12 protein-coding genes are annotated in these 19,814 nt (G+C 72.6%); 2 read left to right on the top strand and 10 right to left on the bottom strand.

Going from position 1 to position 19,814, the window contains the following annotated elements:
* Positions 1-3: 3 nt before the first annotated feature.
* The 3 genes from ACFWVV_RS03095 to ACFWVV_RS03085 all read right to left on the bottom strand — a co-directional run bounded on the left by ACFWVV_RS03095 (position 4) and on the right by ACFWVV_RS03085 (position 6,445).
* Positions 4-1,860: an acetolactate synthase large subunit gene (locus ACFWVV_RS03095; RefSeq protein WP_384344291.1), complete on the bottom strand. Its 1,857-nt coding sequence runs from the start codon at positions 1,858-1,860 to the stop codon at positions 4-6.
* A gap of 251 nt (positions 1,861-2,111) precedes the next feature.
* Positions 2,112-5,120: a putative bifunctional diguanylate cyclase/phosphodiesterase gene (locus tag ACFWVV_RS03090; protein WP_384344288.1), complete on the bottom strand. Its 3,009-nt coding sequence runs from the start codon at positions 5,118-5,120 to the stop codon at positions 2,112-2,114.
* Positions 5,121-5,491: 371 nt separating this feature from the next.
* Positions 5,492-6,445 carry a 2-hydroxyacid dehydrogenase gene (locus ACFWVV_RS03085; protein ID WP_384344285.1) on the bottom strand — a complete coding sequence of 318 codons (954 nt, stop codon included), beginning with the start codon at positions 6,443-6,445 and terminating at the stop codon, positions 5,492-5,494.
* A 92-nt stretch (positions 6,446-6,537) separates the two neighbouring features.
* Between ACFWVV_RS03085 and ACFWVV_RS03080 the strand changes: the two genes are divergently transcribed.
* Positions 6,538-7,560, top strand: coding sequence for an aldo/keto reductase (locus ACFWVV_RS03080; RefSeq protein WP_384344282.1), 1,023 nt, complete (start codon positions 6,538-6,540; stop codon positions 7,558-7,560).
* Positions 7,561-7,696: 136 nt separating this feature from the next.
* Positions 7,697-8,878, top strand: coding sequence for a PQQ-dependent sugar dehydrogenase (locus ACFWVV_RS03075; protein WP_384344280.1), 1,182 nt, complete (start codon positions 7,697-7,699; stop codon positions 8,876-8,878).
* 117 nt (positions 8,879-8,995) lie between these two features.
* On the opposite strand, the gene ACFWVV_RS03070 is transcribed toward ACFWVV_RS03075, so the two are convergent.
* The 7 genes from ACFWVV_RS03070 to gatB form a co-directional block, all read right to left on the bottom strand.
* Positions 8,996-12,460: an AAA family ATPase gene (locus ACFWVV_RS03070; protein ID WP_384344645.1), complete on the bottom strand. Its 3,465-nt coding sequence runs from the start codon at positions 12,458-12,460 to the stop codon at positions 8,996-8,998.
* A gap of 178 nt (positions 12,461-12,638) precedes the next feature.
* The gene (locus ACFWVV_RS03065; RefSeq protein ID WP_384344277.1) at positions 12,639-12,842 is read right to left on the bottom strand and encodes a hypothetical protein; all 204 of its coding nucleotides are present in this window, start codon (positions 12,840-12,842) and stop codon (positions 12,639-12,641) included.
* Positions 12,843-13,170: 328 nt separating this feature from the next.
* Positions 13,171-13,833: a hypothetical protein gene (locus tag ACFWVV_RS03060; RefSeq protein WP_384344274.1), complete on the bottom strand. Its 663-nt coding sequence runs from the start codon at positions 13,831-13,833 to the stop codon at positions 13,171-13,173.
* 72 nt (positions 13,834-13,905) lie between these two features.
* A complete protein-coding gene (locus tag ACFWVV_RS03055; protein ID WP_384344271.1) occupies positions 13,906-14,499 on the bottom strand; it encodes a GNAT family N-acetyltransferase in 594 nt (197 codons plus the stop codon).
* 170 nt (positions 14,500-14,669) lie between these two features.
* Positions 14,670-16,781, bottom strand: a complete 2,112-nt coding sequence (locus tag ACFWVV_RS03050) for a phosphocholine-specific phospholipase C (protein ID WP_384344269.1) — start codon at positions 16,779-16,781, stop codon at positions 14,670-14,672.
* Between the two features lie 185 nt (positions 16,782-16,966).
* Entirely contained in the window at positions 16,967-18,151 is a 1,185-nt protein-coding gene (locus ACFWVV_RS03045; protein ID WP_384344266.1) for an endonuclease/exonuclease/phosphatase family protein, read from the bottom strand.
* Between the two features lie 147 nt (positions 18,152-18,298).
* Positions 18,299-19,810 carry an Asp-tRNA(Asn)/Glu-tRNA(Gln) amidotransferase subunit GatB gene (gene gatB, locus ACFWVV_RS03040; RefSeq protein WP_384344263.1) on the bottom strand — a complete coding sequence of 504 codons (1,512 nt, stop codon included), beginning with the start codon at positions 19,808-19,810 and terminating at the stop codon, positions 18,299-18,301.
* Positions 19,811-19,814 lie beyond the last annotated feature (4 nt).

Here is a 19,814-nt window from a genome sequence, read left to right as displayed (position 1 = left end):
GCTCTAGTCGTCTTCGTTGTCGCCGAAGTCGGGGCGCACGCCCCGGGCGGCCATGACCTCGTCGTTGGAGGTGCCGGCGGCGACCATCGGCCAGACCATGGCGTCCTCGTGGACGATGAAGTCGACGACGACCGGGCGGTCGTTGATGGAGTTGGCCTCTTCGATGCACTTGTCGAGGTCTTCGGGGCGCTCGCAGCGGATCGCGTAGCAGCCCATCGCCTCGGACAGCTTGACGAAGTCGGGGACGCGGGTGCCCTTGGCCTCGTTGCCTTCGCAGTCCTGGCCGCTGTGCAGGACGGTGTTGGAGTAGCGCTGGTTGTAGAAGAGCGTCTGCCACTGGCGGACCATGCCCAGCGCGCCGTTGTTGATGATGGCGACCTTGATGGGGATGTTGTTCAGGGCGCAGGTGGTGAGTTCCTGATTGGTCATCTGGAAGCAGCCGTCGCCGTCGATCGCCCAGACGGTGCGCTCCGGCATGCCGGCCTTGGCGCCCATGGCGGCCGGGACCGCGTAGCCCATGGTTCCGGCGCCGCCGGAGTTGAGCCAGGTCGCGGGCTGCTCGTACTGGATGAAGTGCGAGGCCCACATCTGGTGCTGGCCGACGCCCGCCGCGTAGATGGTGCCCTCGGGGGCGAGCTCGCCGATCCGCTGGATGACCTGCTGCGGGGAGAGCTGGCCGTTGTCGGGGAGGTCGTAGCCCAGCGGGTAGGTGTCGCGCCAGCGGCTGAGGTCCTTCCACCAGGCGGTGTAGTCCGAGGTGTTGCCCTCGGTGTACTCGGCCTGGACGGCCTGGACCAGGTCGGCGATGACCTCGCGGGCGTCACCGACGATGGGCACGTCGGCGGCGCGGTTCTTGCCGATCTCGGCCGGGTCGATGTCGGCGTGGACGATCTTCGCGAAGGGGGCGAAGCTGTCCAGCTTGCCGGTGACGCGGTCGTCGAAGCGGGCGCCGAGGGCGACGATCAGGTCGGCCTTCTGGAGCGCGGTGACGGCGGTGACCGCACCGTGCATGCCCGGCATTCCGACGTGCAGCGGGTGGCTGTCGGGGAATGCGCCGAGCGCCATCAGTGTGGTGGTGACGGGCGCTCCGGTGAGCTCTGCGAGGACCTTCAGCTCCGCGGTGGCCCGCGCCTTGAGGACGCCGCCGCCGACGTACAGCACGGGCCGCTTGGCGGCGGTGATCAGCTTGGCGGCCTCGCGGATCTGCTTGGCGTGCGGCTTGGTGACGGGCCGGTAGCCGGGCAGGTCGTTGACGGGGGGCCAGGAGAAGGTGGTCTGGGCCTGGAGGGCGTCCTTGGCGATGTCGACGAGGACCGGTCCCGGGCGTCCGGTGGAGGCGATGTGGAAGGCCTCGGCGATGGTGCGCGGGATGTCGGCCGGGTCGGTGACCAGGAAGTTGTGCTTGGTGATCGGCATCGTGATGCCGCAGATGTCCGCTTCCTGGAAGGCGTCCGTACCGATGGCCTTGGAGGCGACCTGGCCGGTGATGGCGACCAGCGGCACCGAGTCCATGTGGGCGTCGGCGATCGGGGTGACCAGGTTGGTGGCGCCGGGCCCCGAGGTGGCCATGCAGACGCCGACCTTGCCGGTGGCCTGGGCGTAACCGGTGGCCGCGTGACCCGCGCCCTGCTCGTGCCGCACCAGCACGTGCCGGACCCGGGTGGAGTCCATCATCGGGTCGTACGCCGGCAGGATCGCTCCGCCCGGAATGCCGAACACCGTGTCGGCCCCGACCTCTTCGAGCGCCCGGATGAGCGACTTCGCGCCGGTCACGTGCTCGATCGGGCTGCTCTGGGATCCGGTGTTACGGGGTCGGGGCTGCGGATGGTGGGCCCCGGAGGCCTGCTCGGTCATCGGCATTCTCTTCTCGAAGCTGAGGGTGGGAGCTGCTGAGGTGAAGCGAGGTTCTACGTGTGTCTGAGGGTGCTTTATGCGGGTTTGGGCGGTGCCGGTGCAACAAAAAACCCCCCGTGCCGTGAGGCAAGCGAGGGGAGCGCGTCGGGGCGGGACAAGCGGGTCCGATGAGGAGCCCTGCTTCAGCCGACGCGCTTTCCAAGTACGAGAATTCGGGTGCGCATGGCATTGACCCTCCCTCCGGCGCACCGGGTGTGTCAAGTGGGTGGGACGGGCGTCTCAGAATGTGAGCGCAATGGCGGATGTGTGAACGAGTCCGCGCCGGGGGTTCCGGTGTGCCGTACGGGCAGCGCCCCGCCGGTCAGGACGGGGAGTCCGCCGCCGGTGCCGCCCGGTACGGGGAAGTCCCCGCGGGCCAGGGCCCGGCGCAGCCGGTACTCGTCGAGGGGTCCTGAGAACGCCATGCCCTGCCCGTGCGTGCACCCCATCGTGCGCAGGGCGACCACTTGTTCGGGAAGGTCGACGCCCTCGGCGACCGACTGCATGCCGAGGTCGGTGGCGATCCGCAGCAGCCCACTGGTGATCTTGTAGAGCCGGGCCGACTCGACGACGCCCTCGACCAGGCCGCGGTCGAGCTTGAGTATGTCGATGGGCAGCCTGCGCAGGGCGTTGACGGCCGCGTACCCGCTGCCGAAGCCGTCCAGGGCGATCCGTACGCCGAGCCTGCGCAGGGCCGCCAGGCGCTGCTCCAGGTCGTCGAAGGAGACCCTGGGGTCGCTGTCGGAGATCTCTATGACGAGGGCCCCCGACGGCAGCCCGTGCCGGGTGAGCAGGGACTCCACGGAGCCGAGCGGCAGGGACCTGTCGAGCAGCCGGCGGGCGGTCATCCGGACGGTGACCGGCACGGGGTGGCCCGCGTGGTAGCGCTCGGCGGCCTGCTCGACGGCCTCCGACAGGAGCCAGCGGCCGAGTTCGGCGGTGCGGTCGCTGTCGTCGGCGACCCGCAGGAACTCGGCGGGGGTGAAGAGGATGCCCTGCGCGGAGCGCCAGCGGGCCTGGGCGGCGACGGCGGTGATCCGCCCGGTGGCGAGGCTGACGACCGGCTGGTGCAGCAGGGCGAACTCGCCGTCGTGCAGGGCGGAGCGCAGGCGTGCCGCGAGTTCGGTGCGGCGTACCACCTCGGCCTGCATCTGGGGGGCGTAGAGCTCGACACGGTCCTTGCCCGCCGCCTTGGCGCGGTACATGGCGAGGTCCGCGTTGCGCATGAGGTCGGTGGGGCTGATGCCTGGTTCCGCGAAGGCGACGCCGATGGACGCGGCGACCCGGACATCGTTGCCGTCCACCCGGTAGGGCTGGGAGAGGGTGAGGCGGAGCCGGTCGGCGATCTCGTGCACCTGGTACTCGCGGGCGGCCTGGTCGCGGGTGCCGTCGCCGAGGATCAGGGCCGCGAACTCGTCGCCGCCGAGGCGGGCGGCGGTGTCGCCGGCCCGGACCGAGTCGTGGAGGCGGCGGGCGGCCTGGATGAGCAGCTCGTCGCCCGCCTGATGACCCAGCCGGTCGTTCACCGCCTTGAAGCCGTCCAGGTCGATGAAGAGGACGGCGGTGCCGGGATCGGTGGCGCGGCGGCCCGCCAGCGCCTGCCGGACCCGTTTGGTGAACAGCGCCCGGTTGGGCAGGTCGGTGAGCGGGTCGTGTTCCGCGTTGTGCTGCAGCTGGGCCTGGAGGCGCACCCGTTCGGTGACGTCCCGGCTGTTGAAGATGAGACCGCCCTGGTGCCGGTTGACGGTGGACTCGACGTTGAGCCAGTCGCCGGTGCCGGACTTGAAGCGGCACTCGATGCGGGTGGTGGGCTCGTCGAGGGGCGATGCCGCGAGGAAGCGGCGTACCTCGTGGACGACCTGGCCGAGGTCGGCGGGGTGGATGATCGAGGCCAGCTCGGAGCCGACCAGCTCGTCCGCGTCGCGCCCGTAGACCCCGGAGGCGGCCGGGCTGACGTACCGCAGCATGCCGGTGGGAGCGGCGATCATGATGACGTCGCTGGAGCCCTGCACCAGGGAGCGGAAGTGGTTCTCCTTCTGGGCCAGTTCCTGGGTGAGGGCGATGTTGTCGACGAGCATGATGCCCTGGCGGACGACCAGGGCCAGCACGACCGTGCAGCCGGTGAAGAGCACCACCCGGTCGAGTTTGTGGCCGTCCATGACGTTGTAGAGGATCCCCAGGACGCAGACGGCCGCGGCGAGGTACGGGGTGAGTGCGGCGAGCGACCCGGCGATGGGGCGGCTGGGGCTGCGGACGGCCGACCGGGCGTACGGCAGGTGGCCTGCGGCGCCTCGCGCGGGATGGGCGGCGGCCCCGCGCTGCGGGTGGGGGGCCGGTGCGTGCGGCGGGTGGGGTGCGGGCCGGTCCTGGCCGGCCGGGCGGCCGGGTGCCTTCGCGGTGCCGGTCCACGGCTTCGCGGCCCGGCGGGCGCCCCACGGGGCGTACGCGAGCAGCAGCGAGCCCGCGAACCAGCCCGCGTCGAGGATCTGCCCCGAGTGGTAGCTCTCGCGCAGCAGCGGCGAGGTGAACAGGGCGTCGCACAGCACGGTCATGGCGAGGGCCGCGATCGCCGTGTTGATCGCCGCACGGTTGGCCGACGAGCGCCGGAAGTGCAGCGCCAGGACCATGCTGACCAGGGCGATGTCCAGGAGCGGGTAGGCCAGCGAGAGTGCGGCGTGCGCCACGCTGGCGCCCTGGAAGGCCGTGGAGTGCGCGAGGGCCAGGCTCCAGGAGAGGGTGAGCAGGGAGCCCGCGATCAGCCAGGAGTCCAGGGCCAGGCAGAGCCAGCCCGCCCTGGTGACGGGCCGCTTGGCGAGCACCAGCAGGCCGACGATGGCGGGCGGCCCGAAACAGAGGAAGAAGAAGTCGGCGAACGAAGGGGCCGGCACGGGGCGCTCGAGCACCACTTCGTACCAGCCCCAGACCGCGTTGCCGCCGGCCGCCATCAGCGAGGAGGCCGAGAACAGCAGCCAAGCGGGCTTGAAGCCGCTCTCCCGGGACCTGGCGTAGAGGAAGCAGGAGACCGCGGCGACCAGCGCTGCCGCGGCGAGTCCGAAGTCGCCCATGATCAGCGCCAGTCGGGGGGATCCCCAGCCGAGGGCGGATCCGGCGGCGTATCCTCCGCAGACCACCGCGAGGGCGAGCTGGGTCAGCAGGCTCGACCCGCCGCCGCTGTCGTACTCCTCGGCGGCCGAGTGAGGGGCCAGCAGGGCCCCCGAGGCACTCACCGGACCTCCCCGCACGGGGGTTTGCGGCGGACTCCCGGCCCTCGGTCACCGGGCCGGTGTCCGAGCCGCGTCGGATCGTCTCTCCCTTGGCCGTGGTGCATCGCCCGTCGCCCCCCTCGCATTGTCCGTCGTGCTCCCCCGCGCCGTCGTGGTGCACGGCGCAGCCCCTAGGTCGGGACGATACACCAGACTCGTCACTCAGGGACATAGCTCCTCTACGCTCAGTAACTACCTGCGGCATTACCGGAACTGGGCGCTGTCGGGCGGCTCCGGAGCGTGTCCGCAGGGTGCTTCCGGGCGTACGGGGCACCCGCCCGGCGGGCTCCTCAGGCCACGGTGCGGACGACGTGGGCGAGCGCCCGGCAGGCTCTTCAGGCCACGGTGCGGACGACATGGGCGAGCGGTTCGCCGGCCGCGAACCGGGTCAGCTGGGCGGCCAGCAGCCGCTTCGCGCGCGGCAGGAAGGCGGAGGTGCTGCCGCCCACATGCGGGCTGATCAGCACACCGGGCGCGTGCCACAGCGGGTGGCCGGCGGGCAGCGGCTCCGGGTCCGTGACGTCGAGCGCGGCCCGCAGCCGGCCCCGCTCCGTCTCGGCGAGGAGGGCGGCGGTGTCCACGACGGGGCCGCGTGCGACGTTCACCAGCAGGGCGCCGTCCTTCATCAGGGCGAGGAACCCCGCGTCGGCCAGACCCCGGGTGTCCTCGGTGAGCGGCGTCGAGAGGATCACCACGTCCGCGTCCGGCAGGAGCGCGGGCAGGTCCGTGAACGCGTGCACGGCGCCGCGCTCCGTGGTGCGTGCGGAGCGCGCGACGCGCGCCACCCGCGCACATTCGAAGGGGGCGAGCCGGTCCTCGACGGCCGCGCCGATGGCTCCGTATCCGACGATCAGGACGGACTTGTCGGCGAGCGCCGGGTAGAAGCCGGAGCGCCATTCCTCGTGCCGCTGCCCCTCGACGAAGCCGGGGATGCCGCGCAGTTGGGCGAGAGTCAGGGCGAGGGCGAGTTCGGCGGTGCTGGCCTCGTGGACCCCGCGGGCGTTGGACAGCGTCACGCCCGTGTGCGGTCCTGGCCGCAGTCCGTCGCGGACGTGGTCGACGCCTGCCGTGAGGGTCTGGACGGCGCGCAGCGAGGTCATCCGCTCCAGCGGCTGCTGGGCGACCCGGGCCTCCAGCATGTAAGGAACGACGTAGAAGACGCAGTCCGCGGGGTCGGCGGGGTAGTCGGCGTGGCCGTCCCAGACGCGGTAGGCCAGGGGGACGGCGGCCGGGTCGGGGAGGCCGTCGATCTCGGCGGGTTCCATGGGCAGCCATACGTCAGCAGTCATGGTCAGGAGGCTATGCGAACTGCTCTGACCAGCAGCGGCTAGTTTGGTGGGGGTGCGTCGGGGGGTGCGTCATACGGAGGGGTACGGGCAAGGTGGAGCGCAGGACAATCGGGGCGACAGCGCTCGAAGTGGGCGCGATCGGGCTCGGCTGCATGCCGATGAGCTGGGCGTACACCGCCTCCCGGCAGCGGGGCGAGGAGTCGCTGCGGGCCCTGCACACGGCGCTCGACCTGGGGGCGAATCTGCTCGACACGGCCGACATGTACGGCCCGTTCACCAATGAGCTGCTGATCGGGCGGGTGCTGCGGGAGCGCCGTCGGGACGCCTTCGTGTCGACCAAGGCCGGACTGCTGGTGGGTGAGCAGCACATCGTCGCCAACGGGCGGCCCTCCTACATCCGCCGGGCCTGCGACGCCTCGCTGCGCCGCCTCCAGACGGATGTCATCGACCTCTACCAACTGCACCGCGCGGACCCGGAGATACCCGTCGAGGAGACCTGGGGGGCGATGGCCGAACTGGTGCGGGCCGGGAAGGTGCGGGCGCTGGGCCTGTGCGCGGTGGGCGCGCGGGCCTCGCGGCGTTCCGGCACCGGCATCGGACGGCCGCTGACGGGCGGGCTGCACGACGACACGGTCCGTCAGCTGGAGCGGGTGCAGCAGGTGTTCCCGGTGGCGGCGGTGGAGGCCGAGCTGTCGGTGTGGTCGCCGGAGGCGCTGACCCGGCTGCTGCCGTGGTGCCAGGCGCGCGGGGTCGGGTTCGTGGCGGCGATGCCGCTCGGGAACGGCTTTCTGAGCGGCACGCTGACACCCGGTCAGGGGTTCGAACCGGAGGACGTACGGGCCCGCCACCCGCGGTTCACCGCCGAGATGATGGCGGCGAACCAGCCACTGGTGGCCGGCCTGCGGCGGATCGCGGAGCGGCACGGGCCCGGGGTCACTCCGGGGCAGGTGGCGCTGGCCTGGGTGCTGTCCCGGGGCCCGCACGTGATCCCGGTGCCGGGCGCGAAGCACGAGCGGTGGGTCGCCGAGAACGCGGCGGCCTGCGAACTGGTGCTGACCGAAAGGGATTTGGCGGCGATCGCAGAACTGCCCGCGGCGCAGGGGTCGTGGGACTGAGGTGTGCCGCGCGGCGGCGGCGCGGGCGGTCCCCGGGGCGCGCCGCGCGAGGTCCGCGACGGGACACGAACAGGGGAAGTCGGTGTATGAACTCAAGGGAGCTCTCCCGCTCGAAGCGAATCGAAGGGATCACATCGTGCGACGTCCTGCTGTGACAGCCGTCCTGGCCGCCGCGGCGCTCCTGCTCACCGCGGGGTGCTCCGACGGCGGTCCGGGCGGTGCCCCCAGACCTCCGGAGAGCAACGGCGGTTCGGCGCCCGGCCGCGCCGAGCCGACCGGCAGCGCGATCCCGTCGGCCGCCCCGAGCCCCTCGGGCGCGCCCGCGAAGGGTTCGGCCGCGGTGACGGCCACCGTCGCGAAGAACCTCAAGTCGCCGTGGGGGCTCGTCGCCCTGCCGGACGGCGACCTGCTGGTGTCGTCACGCGACGAGGGGTCCCTCACCCGGGTCGACGCGCGGTCGGGCGCGGTCACCGCGGTCGGCAAGGTGGTGGGTGTGTCGCCCGCGGGCGAGGGCGGTCTGATGGGGCTCGCGCTGTCCCCCACGTACGCCACCGACCATCAGGTCTACGCGTACTTCACGACCGAGTCGGACAACCGCATCGCCCGCATGATCTACGACGAGAAGCGCCCGGCCGGCCAGCAGCTGGGCGCCCCCGACACGGTGTTCAAGGGTATCCCGAAGGGGCACACGCACAACGGCGGGCGGATCGCCTTCGGCCCGGACAAGATGCTGTACGCGGGTACCGGCGAGACGGGCGAGCGGGGTCTCGCCCAGGACCCGGCCTCGCTCGGCGGGAAGATCCTGCGGATGACGCCGGAGGGCGACCCGGCGAAGGACAACCCGTCGGCGGACTCGGTGGTGTACTCGCTGGGTCACCGCAATGTGCAGGGCCTGGCCTGGGACGCGGACCGGCGGCTGTGGGCGGCCGAGTTCGGCCAGGACACCTGGGACGAACTGAACCTGATCGAGCCAGGCAAGAACTACGGCTGGCCCACGGCCGAGGGCAAGGCGGGCAAGCCGGGCTTCGTCGACCCGGTCGCGCAGTGGAAGACATCCGACGCCTCCCCCAGCGGCATCGCGGTCGCCGAGGGCTCGGTGTGGGTGGCCGCTCTGGGCGGTGAGCGGCTGTGGCGGGTGCCGCTGGCGGGCGCGAAGCCGGTGGCGGAGCCGCAGGCCTTCTTCGAGGAGAAGTACGGGCGGCTGCGGACGGTACTGGCGGTCGGCGGCGACCAGTTGCTGCTGGTCACCAACGAGACGGACTCCCGGGGTTCGCCCCAAACGGGCGACGACCGGATCCTGAAGGTGACGGTCACCTAGCCACGGCACCGGCCCGGTGTCCGCAGGACTGCGCCCTCGGGCCGGCGTCCTCGGGTCGGCGTCCACGAGCCCGGCGGCCACGGGCCAACGCCCACGGTCCGGGGCGGCTCCGCGGGGTCACCCGGCCGTGGCACCGGCCTCGCGCGCCGGGCCGGGGGCCGCTTCCCCGCCGAACAGGTCGAGGCGGTGTGCCACTGCCGCCGCCTCGCCCCGGCCCGCGACCTGCAACTTCGCCAGGATGTTCGAGACGTGGACGCTGGCCGTCTTGGGCGAGATGAACAGTTCCTCGGCGATCTGCCGGTTGCTGCGGCCCGCCGCGACCAGCCGCAGCACGTCCCGTTCGCGCGGGGTGAGATGGAAGGCCGGGGTGCCGGAGGAGTCGTCCCCGTCCGTACGGGAGAGCCCGGCGGCGGGTGCCAGCCGGGTGCGCCGGGCGAGGTCGGCGACCCGGTCGGCGAGCGGCCGGGCACCGAGCTGTGCGGCGGTGGCACCCGCCAGCCGGAGCAGCTCGGCGGCTCGCTCGCGGTCGGCCCCGCGCTCCCGGTCGGTGCCGCCCGGCCCGTCGGTGCCGCCCGGCCCGTCGGCGATGTCGGGCCCGTCGGCGGTCGCGTCGGCGGTGGCGGTCGCGTCCGCGGTGTCGGGCGCGCCCGCTCTGTCCGCCCGGCCGGTGTCCGGGGTCCGGGCGGTGGCGCGCGGGCCCGATTCCAGGAGGGCCTGGGCCCAGCGGAGCCTGACCCTGGCCAGGTCGAAGGGCCGTTCCAGGGGAGCGAAGGCCGTCGCGATGGCGGACCAGTCCTCGGGGGTGTCGCGGCATTCTGCGCGGCGGAGTTCGGCCCCCACCCACCTGTCGTACGCCTGCCACAGGGGCACCCCGGTCGCCAGCCGTCCTGTCTGGTCCCTGATCAGCTGAAGTGCCGCGGTGCGGCCCGGCTCCGCTGCGGCGAGGGAGCGGGCGTCGGCTTCCAGGGCGGCGGCCTCCAGGAGGAGCGGCCAGGCGTAGCGGTGCGTGCCCAGGCGGAAGCCGCCCTCGGCCGCGCGCTCCAGTTCGGCGCGGGCGTCGAGGACGCGGCCCTCGTGCGCGGCGATGGCGAGGGCGACCCGGTGCAGGGGGACCGTGTGCTGGGGCATCAGGTCCCGCAGGCCGTAGTGGTCCGCCGCGGCGGCGAGTTGGGCCTTCGCGTCGTCGAGATGGCCGCGGACGAGGGAGAGTTCGGCGCGGCGCAGCGCGGAGCTGCCGCGTGGTTTGGCGCTGGGGGCCGCGCGTTCGGTGCGCAGGCAGTTGGCGGCGGCCTCGTCCCAGCGTCCGAGCGAGAAGTAGGACTCGGACTGGTTGGCGAGGATCCAGTGCTCGCTGTCGACGAGGCCGTGCGCGCGGGCGTACTCCAGCCCCTCCGCGCAGAGCTCCGCGGACTCACGGGAGCGGCCGACGGCCTCCAGGACGGAGGGGATGTTGGCGTGGCAGCGGTTGGCGAGCGTGACCAGCTTGCGGGCCAGGGCCGTCTCCCGTACGGCCCGCATCGCGGCGAGGCCGTCGTCGATGTCGCCCGCGTCGGCCATGAGGCCGCCGAGGGTGAGGCGGGCGTTCAGTTCGGTTTCCTCGGCGCCGACCATCCCGGCGTACCCGACGGCCTGTTCGGCGGTGGTGAGGGCTTCGGGTCCTGGCTGGTGGAGCATGGCCCAGGCCGCGGCGTAGGCCAGGATGTCGGCGTGCACCGCGGACGGCGGCAGGCCGCGCACCAGCTCCTGGGCGGTGACCAGTTCGGTGCGGCCGTCACCGCGTGCGAGGGCGGAGGTCACCTTGGCGCGCTGGAGCCAGAACCAGGCGGCGCGCAGGGCGGCCGGTTCGTCGTAGCGGGGGCTGCCGTCCTGGCCCGGTGCCGCGTCCTCGGCGAGGAGCCGCAGCGCCCGCTTGGCGATCTTGAGGGCGCGTTCGCGTTCGCCGCCGAGGCGGGCGGCGACGGTGGCCTCTGCCATCAGGTCGAGATAGCGCAGCGGGGTGGCGGCCGGGTCGCAGCCGCAGGGCGGGTAGACCTCGGCGAAGTCGATCGGCCGCAGCACGGCACGCACCTCGCGCGGCGCCTCGTCCCACAACTCCATGGCCCGCTCCAGCAGTCGCAGTTGTTCGAGGCGGGCGTGCCTCTTGCGGGCCTGGACGGCGGCACTGAGCACGGCGGGCAGCGCCTTGGCCGCGTCGTGGGCGGCGTACCAGTAACTGGCGAGCCGGGTGGCGCGCTCCCCGCTCCGTACGGCCGAGGGGTCGGCCTCCAGGGCCTCGGCGTACCGCCGGTTCAGCCGGGACCGCTCCCCCGGCAGCAGGTCGTCGCTGACCGCCTCGCGGACGAGGGAGTGCCGGAAGCGGTAGCCGTCGTCGGCGGGCGCGGCCTGGAGGAGGTTCGCGCCGACCGCGGCGCGCAGGGCCCCGATCAGGTCGTCCTCGGCGAGCTGGGCGACGGCGAGCAGCAGCCGGTACTCGACGGTGGAGCCGCCCTCGGCGACGATCCGCACGACGTGCTGGGCGTCCTCGGGCAGCGTTTCGACGCGTACCAGGAGGAGGTCGCGCAGGGAGTCGGTGAGCCCGGTGCGGCAGCCGCTGCCCATCGAGACGGCCAGTTCCTCGACGAAGAAGGCGTTGCCGTCGGAGCGGCCGAACACCTCGTCCACCAGGTCGGGCCGGGGCGCGCCGGCCAGGATGCCGGTGAGCTGCCGGTCGACCTCGTCGCGGGTGAAGCGCGGCAGGTCGATGCGCCGCACGGTACGCAGCCGGTCCAGCTCGGCGAGCAGGGGGCGCAGCGGGTGACGCCGGTGGATGTCGTCGGCGCGGTAGGTGCCGACGACGACGAGACGGCCGGTGCGCAGGGTGCGGAAGAGGTAGGAGAGGAGGTTGCGGGTGGAGGCGTCCGCCCAGTGCAGGTCCTCCAGAACGAGAACGACGGTACGGACGGCGGCGATCCGCTCCAGCAGCCTGGCGGCGACCTCGAAGAGCCGGGCCGGGGCGTCCTCGGTGGGGGTACGGGGGCCCGGCAGGCCCGGTATGCCGGTGAGTCCAGTGGGGCCGGAGAGGTCCTGGCTGCTCGTGGGGCCAGGTGTGCCGTAGGGGTACGAGGGGGCTTCGTGGAGCTCCGGGAGGAGCCGGGCCAGCTCGTCCTCCTGGCCTGCGGCGGCGTGGGCCATCTCCTCGGGGAGCTGGCGGTAGAGGGTGCGCAGGGCCGCGGAGAAGGGTGCGAAGGGAAGGCCGTCGGCACCGATCTCGACGCAGCCGCCCACGGCCACGACGGGGGCGTCCGGTGCGGGGTGCGGGCTCGCGGCGGGGTCTTGGTCCGCGGTGCCCGCGCCGGCCGCGGTACCGGAGGTGTCCGGTGCCGGGCCCGGCCTCGCGGACGCGGGGCTGCTCGCGGTGCCCGTGACGCGTGCCAGGAACTCCTCGACCAGACGGGTTTTGCCGACCCCCGCCTCGCCGCCGAGCAGCAACGCCTGCGGCTCGCCCGTGGTGGCACGGGCGAGCGCGTCGGTGAGGATGCTCAGTTCGCCGGTACGGCCGACGAACACGGGACTGACAGACCTGGTCTCCACGCCGCTGAGCATCGCACAGGGCTTCGAGGAGTCCGGCTTCGGGAAGTCCCGCCGCGAGGAGCTCCGCTTGGAGGCGTCCGCCTCCGGGAAGTCCCGCTGCGAGGAGCTCCGCTTGGAGGCGTCCGCCTCCGGGAAGTCCCGCTGCGAGGAGTCCGTACCCACTCCCACTGTCCGCACGGCGGACCGCCGGTCACGCGGCGCGGGTGAAGTGCGAACGGAGCGAACGACGCTGCCCCGCCGGGCCCTCGGTCTGCGGACCGGTGCCGCCGGTACGGGCCGCCCGGTCCTCGCGGGCGGCTCGGGCGCCGTCGCGGGCCTCGCGGACGAGGTGGTCCCTGCGGGCCTCCTCCACGAGGTGGGCGTGGCGGCTCTGGTGCATCTCGTACTCGAACATCTGGGGCTCCCCCGGAGTGAATTGGCTGTGCATCGCGGTTCTTGCGATGCCTCAACCTTCGCTTCCCAGGGGGTGCCGCCACATCGGGAGACTGCCGGATATCGGGGGCCGCCGCGGGCCCCGCCGGGTCCTCAGGGGGCCTTAGGCGAAGCCCGGGTACGGCCGGAGGGCCTTAGTCCCCACGCCCCTTGCCGCAGAGGAGGCCGAGGGGCGGTCGGGTTGCCCCACGCGCGGCCGGGGGCGGGTCAGGCCGACGGCGGGGTGGGGATGGCGGCGAACAGGTCGAAGTACATCCCCGTCGAGAGCAGCAGCCCGATGATGCCCAGGATCACACCGCCCCAGGCCACCGACCGCATCCACACGGGCCGCCCGGCCACGCCGGTGGGCGAGGCGGGCGAGGAGGTGGAGGTGGCCGCGCGCAGTGCCAGCAGCACACCAGCGCCAGCAGCGCGAATCCGCCGTTGACCAGCGCCGTCATGTGCCAGACGTTGCCGTACAGTCCGTCGATCTGCGCGGTCGGGGAGCTCGACTGCGACAGCGTCAGCTGGCTGACGAGCTTCTCGCGGTCACCGAGCACCGGCCCGATCCAGCCGCCGGTGAGGGCGACCAGACCCAGACCGGCCGAGACGACCGCTCCGGCTCCCGCCCCGACCCCGGCGGAGGACGCGGCTGCCCGGGCCTCCTCGGCATCGAGTTCGGCCTCCAGCTCGGCGGACTCCTCCTCCGTGAGCTCGCCCTCGGCGGACTCCGCGGCGGGAACGTCCTTCGCCAGGGAGGTCTTCGACGCGCCGCCCTGCGGCGGCAGGTTGGTGCTCTTGGAGACGGCGTCCTTCGAGGTGGAGGCCTCCGAAGCGGTCTCCTTCGAAGTGGAGGCCTCCGAAGCGGTCTCCTTCGAGGTGGAGTCCGCGGTGACGGTGCCCGTCGCTGCGGACTCGTCGGCCGTGGCCTCGGTCGTGGTGGTCTTGCTCCCGGTACGGGTCGTGGCGTCCATGTGCCGCACGCTAGGTCCCGTATCTGAGAGTCCTCTTAACGCGTCGCTCGCAGACCGACGCACCCCCGCGCGTCACCGCGAACCCGCCCCCGCCCCCGAGCCGTCCCGCGCCGCCCGCCACTCCGGCGCCAGCACCGACCAGATCTCCTCGTCGTGCCGCACCCCCCGGTACAGGTACGCCTCGCGCAACACCCCGTCCATGCGCATGCCGAGCCGCTTCGCGGTGTTGATGCTGCCGGTGTTCTCCGCGTCGCAGAGCCACTCGACGCGGTGGATGCCGCGCTCCTCGACCGCCCAGTCGATCAGTACCCGGCACGCCTGGGTGACCAGCCCGCGCCCGGTGGCCGAGGGCTCCAGCCAGCAGCCCACCTCACAGGTGCCCGCCGCCGCGTCGAAGAGCCGGAACATCACCCCGCCGACGAGCGTTCCGTCCAGCCAGATCCCGAAGATCCCGCCCGCGTCGTCGGCGGTCTTCTGCGCGTACCGCTGGAGGAAGGCCCGCGCGGACTCCAGGTCCTTGTTGACGTCGGGCATGCCGATGTACTTGCCGATGTGTGCCCGGCCCCGGTCGATGTGCGCCAGGAACTCCTCGGCCCGCCACGGCTCCAGCGGTCGCAGCACCGCCTTCTCGCCGTCACCCCGGCCGGCCAGGTCTGTGCCGAACATGCTGCTCCCCGTTCTCGTTCGTGCTCCCGTTCGCGCGCGCGTGCTGTCGTTCGCGCTCCCGTTCGCCTTCTGGTTGCGGGGATCCTCGCATGTCCGGCACCCTGCCCGGCACTTCATTTCCGCGCGGGGGTGCGCCGGCTCCGCGTACGCCGGCGCCGCGCGGGAGCGGGTCAGCCCGAGACGCTGGGCCGCCCGTTCTCGATGTGGCCCATCAGCCGGCGCCGGAAGCCCGGCTCGCCCTCCACGGTGACCGCGAGGTCGTACCAGCCGTGCGCGTCGTCCGCCGAGTGCACGATGCTGCGGCTGCGGCCCGGCCGGACGCTGATCCGGCGCGGGCGGCGCTCGTCGAGGTCGTCCTCGTCGGCGTACGCGAGCGGCTGCACGGTGAAGGTGACGGCCCTGCGTCCCCGGTTCGTCAGGGTCAGGTGCAGGTCCCGGTCGCGTGCCTCGATCCGCGAGGACACCTCGGCCGTCCCCGCCTTCGTACCGGCGAACTCGCGGCGGAAGCCGTTCGGTCCGGTGACGGTGAAGCGGTACGCGTCCTGGGCCAGCGGCACCGTCCAGGCCGCTTCGCCCCGGCCCTCGACGTCCAGGTGCTGGGGCACGGCGAACTCACCGGCGTACGGGTAGAGCGCGAAGTGGGTGCTGGCACGCCCGGAGTTGCGGACCGAAAGACGCAGCGAGGATCCGCCCGGTGCCACCTTCCCGTCCACGTCCGGCTGGTACGGCAGGGCCCTCGCGCGCCGCTGCCCCGGCTCCTGCACGGGCATGTGCTGCTGCAGCGGCGGCACAGGACGCCACCTGCCGGTGAACGGCGGAACGGCGCCGGGCCGGTCCACCGCGGGCTGCCGGTAGGACCTGCGGAAGTCGAAGGCCGAGGTGAGGTCACCGGTCACCTGCCTGCGCCACGGGGTGATGTTCGGCTCGCGCACCCCCGTCCACTTCTCCAGGAAACGGATCACCGAGGTGTGGTCGAAGGTCTCCGAGCACACGTGGCCGCCGACCGTCCACGGCGAGACGACCAGCATCGGAACGCGGATGCCGAGCCCCGTCGGCCTGCCCTTCCACCGCTCGTCCGTGTTGTTCTCCGGCGGGACGGGCGGCGGCACGTGGTCGAAGAAGCCGTCGTTCTCGTCGTAGTTGATCAGGACGGCGGTGTGCCGCCAGACGTCGGGGTGCGAGGCGAGCGCGTCGAGCACCTGGTACACGAGGGAGGCGCTGGCGACGGGCGAGGAGGAGCCGGGGTGCTCGGAGTCGATCGCCGAGGGCACCAGGTAGGAGACCTCGGGCAGCTTCCCGGCGGCCACGTCCGCGCGGAAGTTCTTGGCGAGGCTGCCGGTCTCGCCCCGGCGCAGTCCCCGCTCGAAGAGGGAGCGCTCGTGCTTGTCGAGAGTCGCGACGCCCTCTTCGAGGAGCGCGAGGAGCCGGGTCCGCTCGGCGGCGTCCTTGGTGTCGCGCACCGCCGCGTAGAAGGACTCCATGAAGGTGTGGCCGCCGGTCCTGGCCAGAGCCTTACGGGCGATCGTCTTGAAGCTGGTGAAGAACTCGATGTTGTTGTCGGTGAAGTTCTCCCACTCGGTGTACGTCTGCCAGCTCCTGCCCGCCTTCTCCAGCCGCTCGGCGTACGTCGGCCAGGGGTAGCCGGGGTGGGTGCCCTCGGCGTACGCCGCGTTGGTCACGGCGCGGCTGCCGTTGGCCTCGTAACCCGTCCAGCCGGACCACAGATGGTTGCGGTTGGGGCTGGTGGAGGTGTGGATGGAGGAGTGGTAGGCGTCGCAGATGGTGAAGGTGTCCGCGAGCTCGTAGTGCAGCGGGAGGTCGCGCCGGTCGTAGTAGGCCATGGTCGCGCCGGTCTTGGCGGTCACCCAGCCGTTCATCCAGCCCTGACCCCAGGCCTTGGCCCCGCCGTCCCAGGAGTGGTCGAGGTCGCCGATGTACTGGAGGTCCTTCTTCTGCGCGGCCGCCGCGTCCCTGATGGGGAACGGCAGCACGCTCTTCAGCGGCCCCGGCTGCTCGAACACCGGCTTCCCGTCGGGCAGTTCGATGGCGTTGCGGTCCCCGAAGCCACGGACGCCGCGCAGGGTGCCGAAGTAGTGGTCGAAGGACCGGTTCTCCTGCATCAGTACGACGACGTGCTTGATCGCCCGCAGCCCGCCGGAGGCCGGCTTCTCCGCGGCGATCGCGGCCTGCAACGACGGCGGCAGCAGCGATCCCGCCGCGGCGGCGCCCAGCGCCCCGCCGCCGATCGCGAAGAGCCGGCGCCGTGTGAGGTCAGTGGCCAAGGGGTTCCTCCCGAGTCAGTGGTGATGCCGGGAAAGTACTGAGGCGGCGTGGCAAGGAGAAGTACTGCGACAGGACTGGCGGTTAACGTCCAGGTGGCGGCGGGCTTGAGTCCAAGCGCTGGTGACGGCAGTCCAAGCGCCGGCGAAGCCCTGGTGACTGCGGTCGGGGCGCCACGGCGGGCGCGCTAGAAGGCCAGCTTCGCGCGCACCGGGACGTGGTCGCTGCCCGTGGTGGCCAGGGTGGCGAAGTGGAGGATCTCGCCGCCGCGCACCATCACGTGGTCCAGCCGTGCCACCGGGAACCTCCGGGGCCAGCTGAAGCCGAACCCCTTCCCGGAATCGTCGAAGTGGGTGACCACAGGGCCGAGCCCCCGGTCGTCCGAGGTGCCGTTGAGGTCGCCCAGCAGGATCACCCGGTCCACGCTCTCCGCCTCCAGCACCGCGCCCAGCCGTCGCGCCGCCTCGTCGCGCGGTCCCGTCCTCAGCCCCTGTGGCCAGGACGCCCGTACCGAGGGCAGATGTGCGACGTACACCGCGACGTACCCCTGCGGGGTGGACGCCGTCGCCCGCAGAGCGCGCTGCCACGGCCCGGCGATCGAGTCCGGTTTGATGTCGACCGGGCGCACGTCCCGCAGCGGGTACGCCGACCAGAGCCCGACGGTCCCCCGTACCGCGTGGTGCGGGTACTTCGCGCCGAGTACGCCGGAGACCTTCGCCGCCACCTCTCCGGTGACCTCCTCCAGCGCGATCATCGCGGGCCCGGTCGCCGCCAGTGCCCGGGCGGCGCCCGCCGGATCGGGGTTGTCGTCGGCGATGTTGTGCTGCACCACGCTGAAGTCGTGCACCGGGTCGGCGTCGAACGCGGTGACCGCCCCGCCGACCATGCCGCCCCACGCCCCGGCGGGCACCAGCAGTGCCACCAGTGCGAGGGCGGAGCGCCGCCGCCACGCGAGCATCAGCAGCGGCAGGACGAGCAGGCCCGCCCAGGGCAGCAGGGTCTCCAAGAGGCTGCCCATGCCCCGGACCTGGGGGACGAGCGGATGGAGTACGGGCAGCAGACCGAGCAGCACTGCGCACAGGGCGACCAGCCGGCCCCTGCGCCAGGAGCCGCGGCCCCTGCCGTCCTCGCCCCAGTGCCGACCCCCGGGCCAGGTGCGGGGCCTGCTCCCGGCGTCGCCGGGGCGCTCCCCGCGACGGCCGGACTCCCGCCGGTCACCGTCATCGGGGCCGCTACCCCCGCCGGGTCCGGGGCCGTCGTCACCCCTGCGGCCTTGACCGACGTCATCCCTGTGGCCGGGGCCGTCGTCACCCCTGTGGTCGAGGCCGACGTCACCCCCGTGGCCGAAGTCCCTGCCGTACGTCCTGGACACCGCGCTCCCCCGTAGTTGCGTGCAGTCCCGTGCGCCGCTCCTGGTGAGGACACGGGGAAGGCTGTGACGGTACTCCGCAGGCGTATGCCGAAAAGCCCCGGCCGGTGTGTCCCGGCCAGGGCCCTTCGCTCCGTGCGTCAGCCTGCGTCAGCCCTCGACGCCCAGCTTCTCCAAGATCAGCTCGCGTACACGTGCCGCGTCCGCCTGGCCCCGGGTGGTCTTCATGACCGCACCGACCAGCGCGCCCGCCGCGGCGACCTTGCCGCCGCGGATCTTGTCCGCGATGGCCGCGTTGGCCGCGATGGCCTCGTCGACCGCCGCACCCAGTGCGCCGTCGTCGGAGACGACCTTCAGGCCGCGCTTCTCCACGACCTCGTCGGGGCCGCCCTCACCTGCGAGGACGCCCTCGATGACCTGGCGGGCCAGCTTGTCGTTCAGGTCGCCGGCCAAGACCAGAGCGGCGACGCGGGCCACCTGCGCCGGGGTGATCGGCAGTTCGTCGATCGCCCGGCCGGTCTCGTTGGCGTTGCGGGCCAGCTCGCCCATCCACCACTTGCGGGCGGACGCCGAGTCGGCACCGGCCTCGATGGTGGCGACGATCGGGTCGACCGCACCGGCGTTGAGCATCGACTGCATGTCGTGCTCGTTGACCCCCCACTCCTCGCGCAACCGGTTGCGGCGCACGCGCGGCATCTCGGGGAGGCCGCTGCGCAGTTCCTCGACCCAGGCGCGGGCCGGGGCGACCGGGACCAGGTCCGGCTCGGGGAAGTAGCGGTAGTCCTCGGCGTTGTCCTTGATGCGGCCGGACGTCGTCGAGCCGTCTTCCTCGTGGAAGTGCCGGGTCTCCTGGATGATCGTGCCGCCGCCGTTGAGGACGGCGGCGTGCCGCTGGATCTCGAAGCGGGCGGCCCGCTCGACGGAACGCAGCGAGTTGACGTTCTTCGTCTCGCTGCGGGTGCCGAACTCCTCGCGCCCGTGCGGGCGCAGCGACAGGTTGACGTCGCAGCGCATCTGGCCCTTGTCCATCCGGGCCTCGGAGACGCCGAGCGCCTTGATGACCTCGCGCAGCTCGGCCACGTACGCCTTGGCGACCTCGGGAGCGCGCGCGCCCGCACCCTCGATCGGCTTGGTGACGATCTCGATGAGCGGGATGCCGGCCCGGTTGTAGTCGAGCAGGGAGTGCGAGGCGCCGTGGATGCGGCCCGTCGCGCCACCGACGTGGGTGGACTTTCCGGTGTCCTCCTCCATGTGGGCGCGCTCGATCTGCACCCGGAAGATCTCGCCGTCCTCCAGCTGTACGTCGAGGTAGCCGTTGAAGGCGATGGGCTCGTCGTACTGGGAGGTCTGGAAGTTCTTCGGCATGTCCGGATAGAAGTAGTTCTTCCGGGCGAAGCGGCACCACTCGGCGATCTCGCAGTTCAGCGCGAGACCGATCTTGATGGCCGACTCCACGCCGATCTCGTTGACGACCGGCAGGGCGCCGGGCAGGCCGAGACAGGTGGGGCAGGTCTGGGTGTTGGCGTCCTGGCCCAGCTCCGTGGAGCAGCCGCAGAACATCTTGGTCCGGGTGCCGAGCTCGACATGGACCTCAAGACCCATGACGGGGTCGTACGTCGCGAGGGCATCCTCGTACGACACCAGGTCGGTAGTGACAGTCACGGTG

The organism is Streptomyces sp. NPDC058663, from assembly GCF_042716745.1.
Lineage (GTDB): Bacteria > Actinomycetota > Actinomycetes > Streptomycetales > Streptomycetaceae > Streptomyces.
The sequence above is the reverse complement of the archived record's forward strand: the minus strand, read 5'-3'. Positions and strand labels throughout refer to the sequence as shown.

Bases quoted from the DNA above. Each gene is read 5' to 3' on its own strand.
- ACFWVV_RS03095 (WP_384344291.1), bottom strand. From the start codon at position 1,860: ATGCCGATGACCGAGCAGGCCTCCGGGGCCCACCATCCGCAGCCCCGA.
- ACFWVV_RS03085 (WP_384344285.1), bottom strand. From the start codon at position 6,445: ATGACTGCTGACGTATGGCTGCCCATGGAACCCGCCGAGATCGACGGC.
- ACFWVV_RS03070 (WP_384344645.1), bottom strand. From the start codon at position 12,460: ATGCTCAGCGGCGTGGAGACCAGGTCTGTCAGTCCCGTGTTCGTCGGC.
- ACFWVV_RS03065 (WP_384344277.1), bottom strand. From the start codon at position 12,842: ATGTTCGAGTACGAGATGCACCAGAGCCGCCACGCCCACCTCGTGGAG.
- ACFWVV_RS03060 (WP_384344274.1), bottom strand. From the start codon at position 13,833: ATGGACGCCACGACCCGTACCGGGAGCAAGACCACCACGACCGAGGCC.
- ACFWVV_RS03055 (WP_384344271.1), bottom strand. From the start codon at position 14,499: ATGTTCGGCACAGACCTGGCCGGCCGGGGTGACGGCGAGAAGGCGGTG.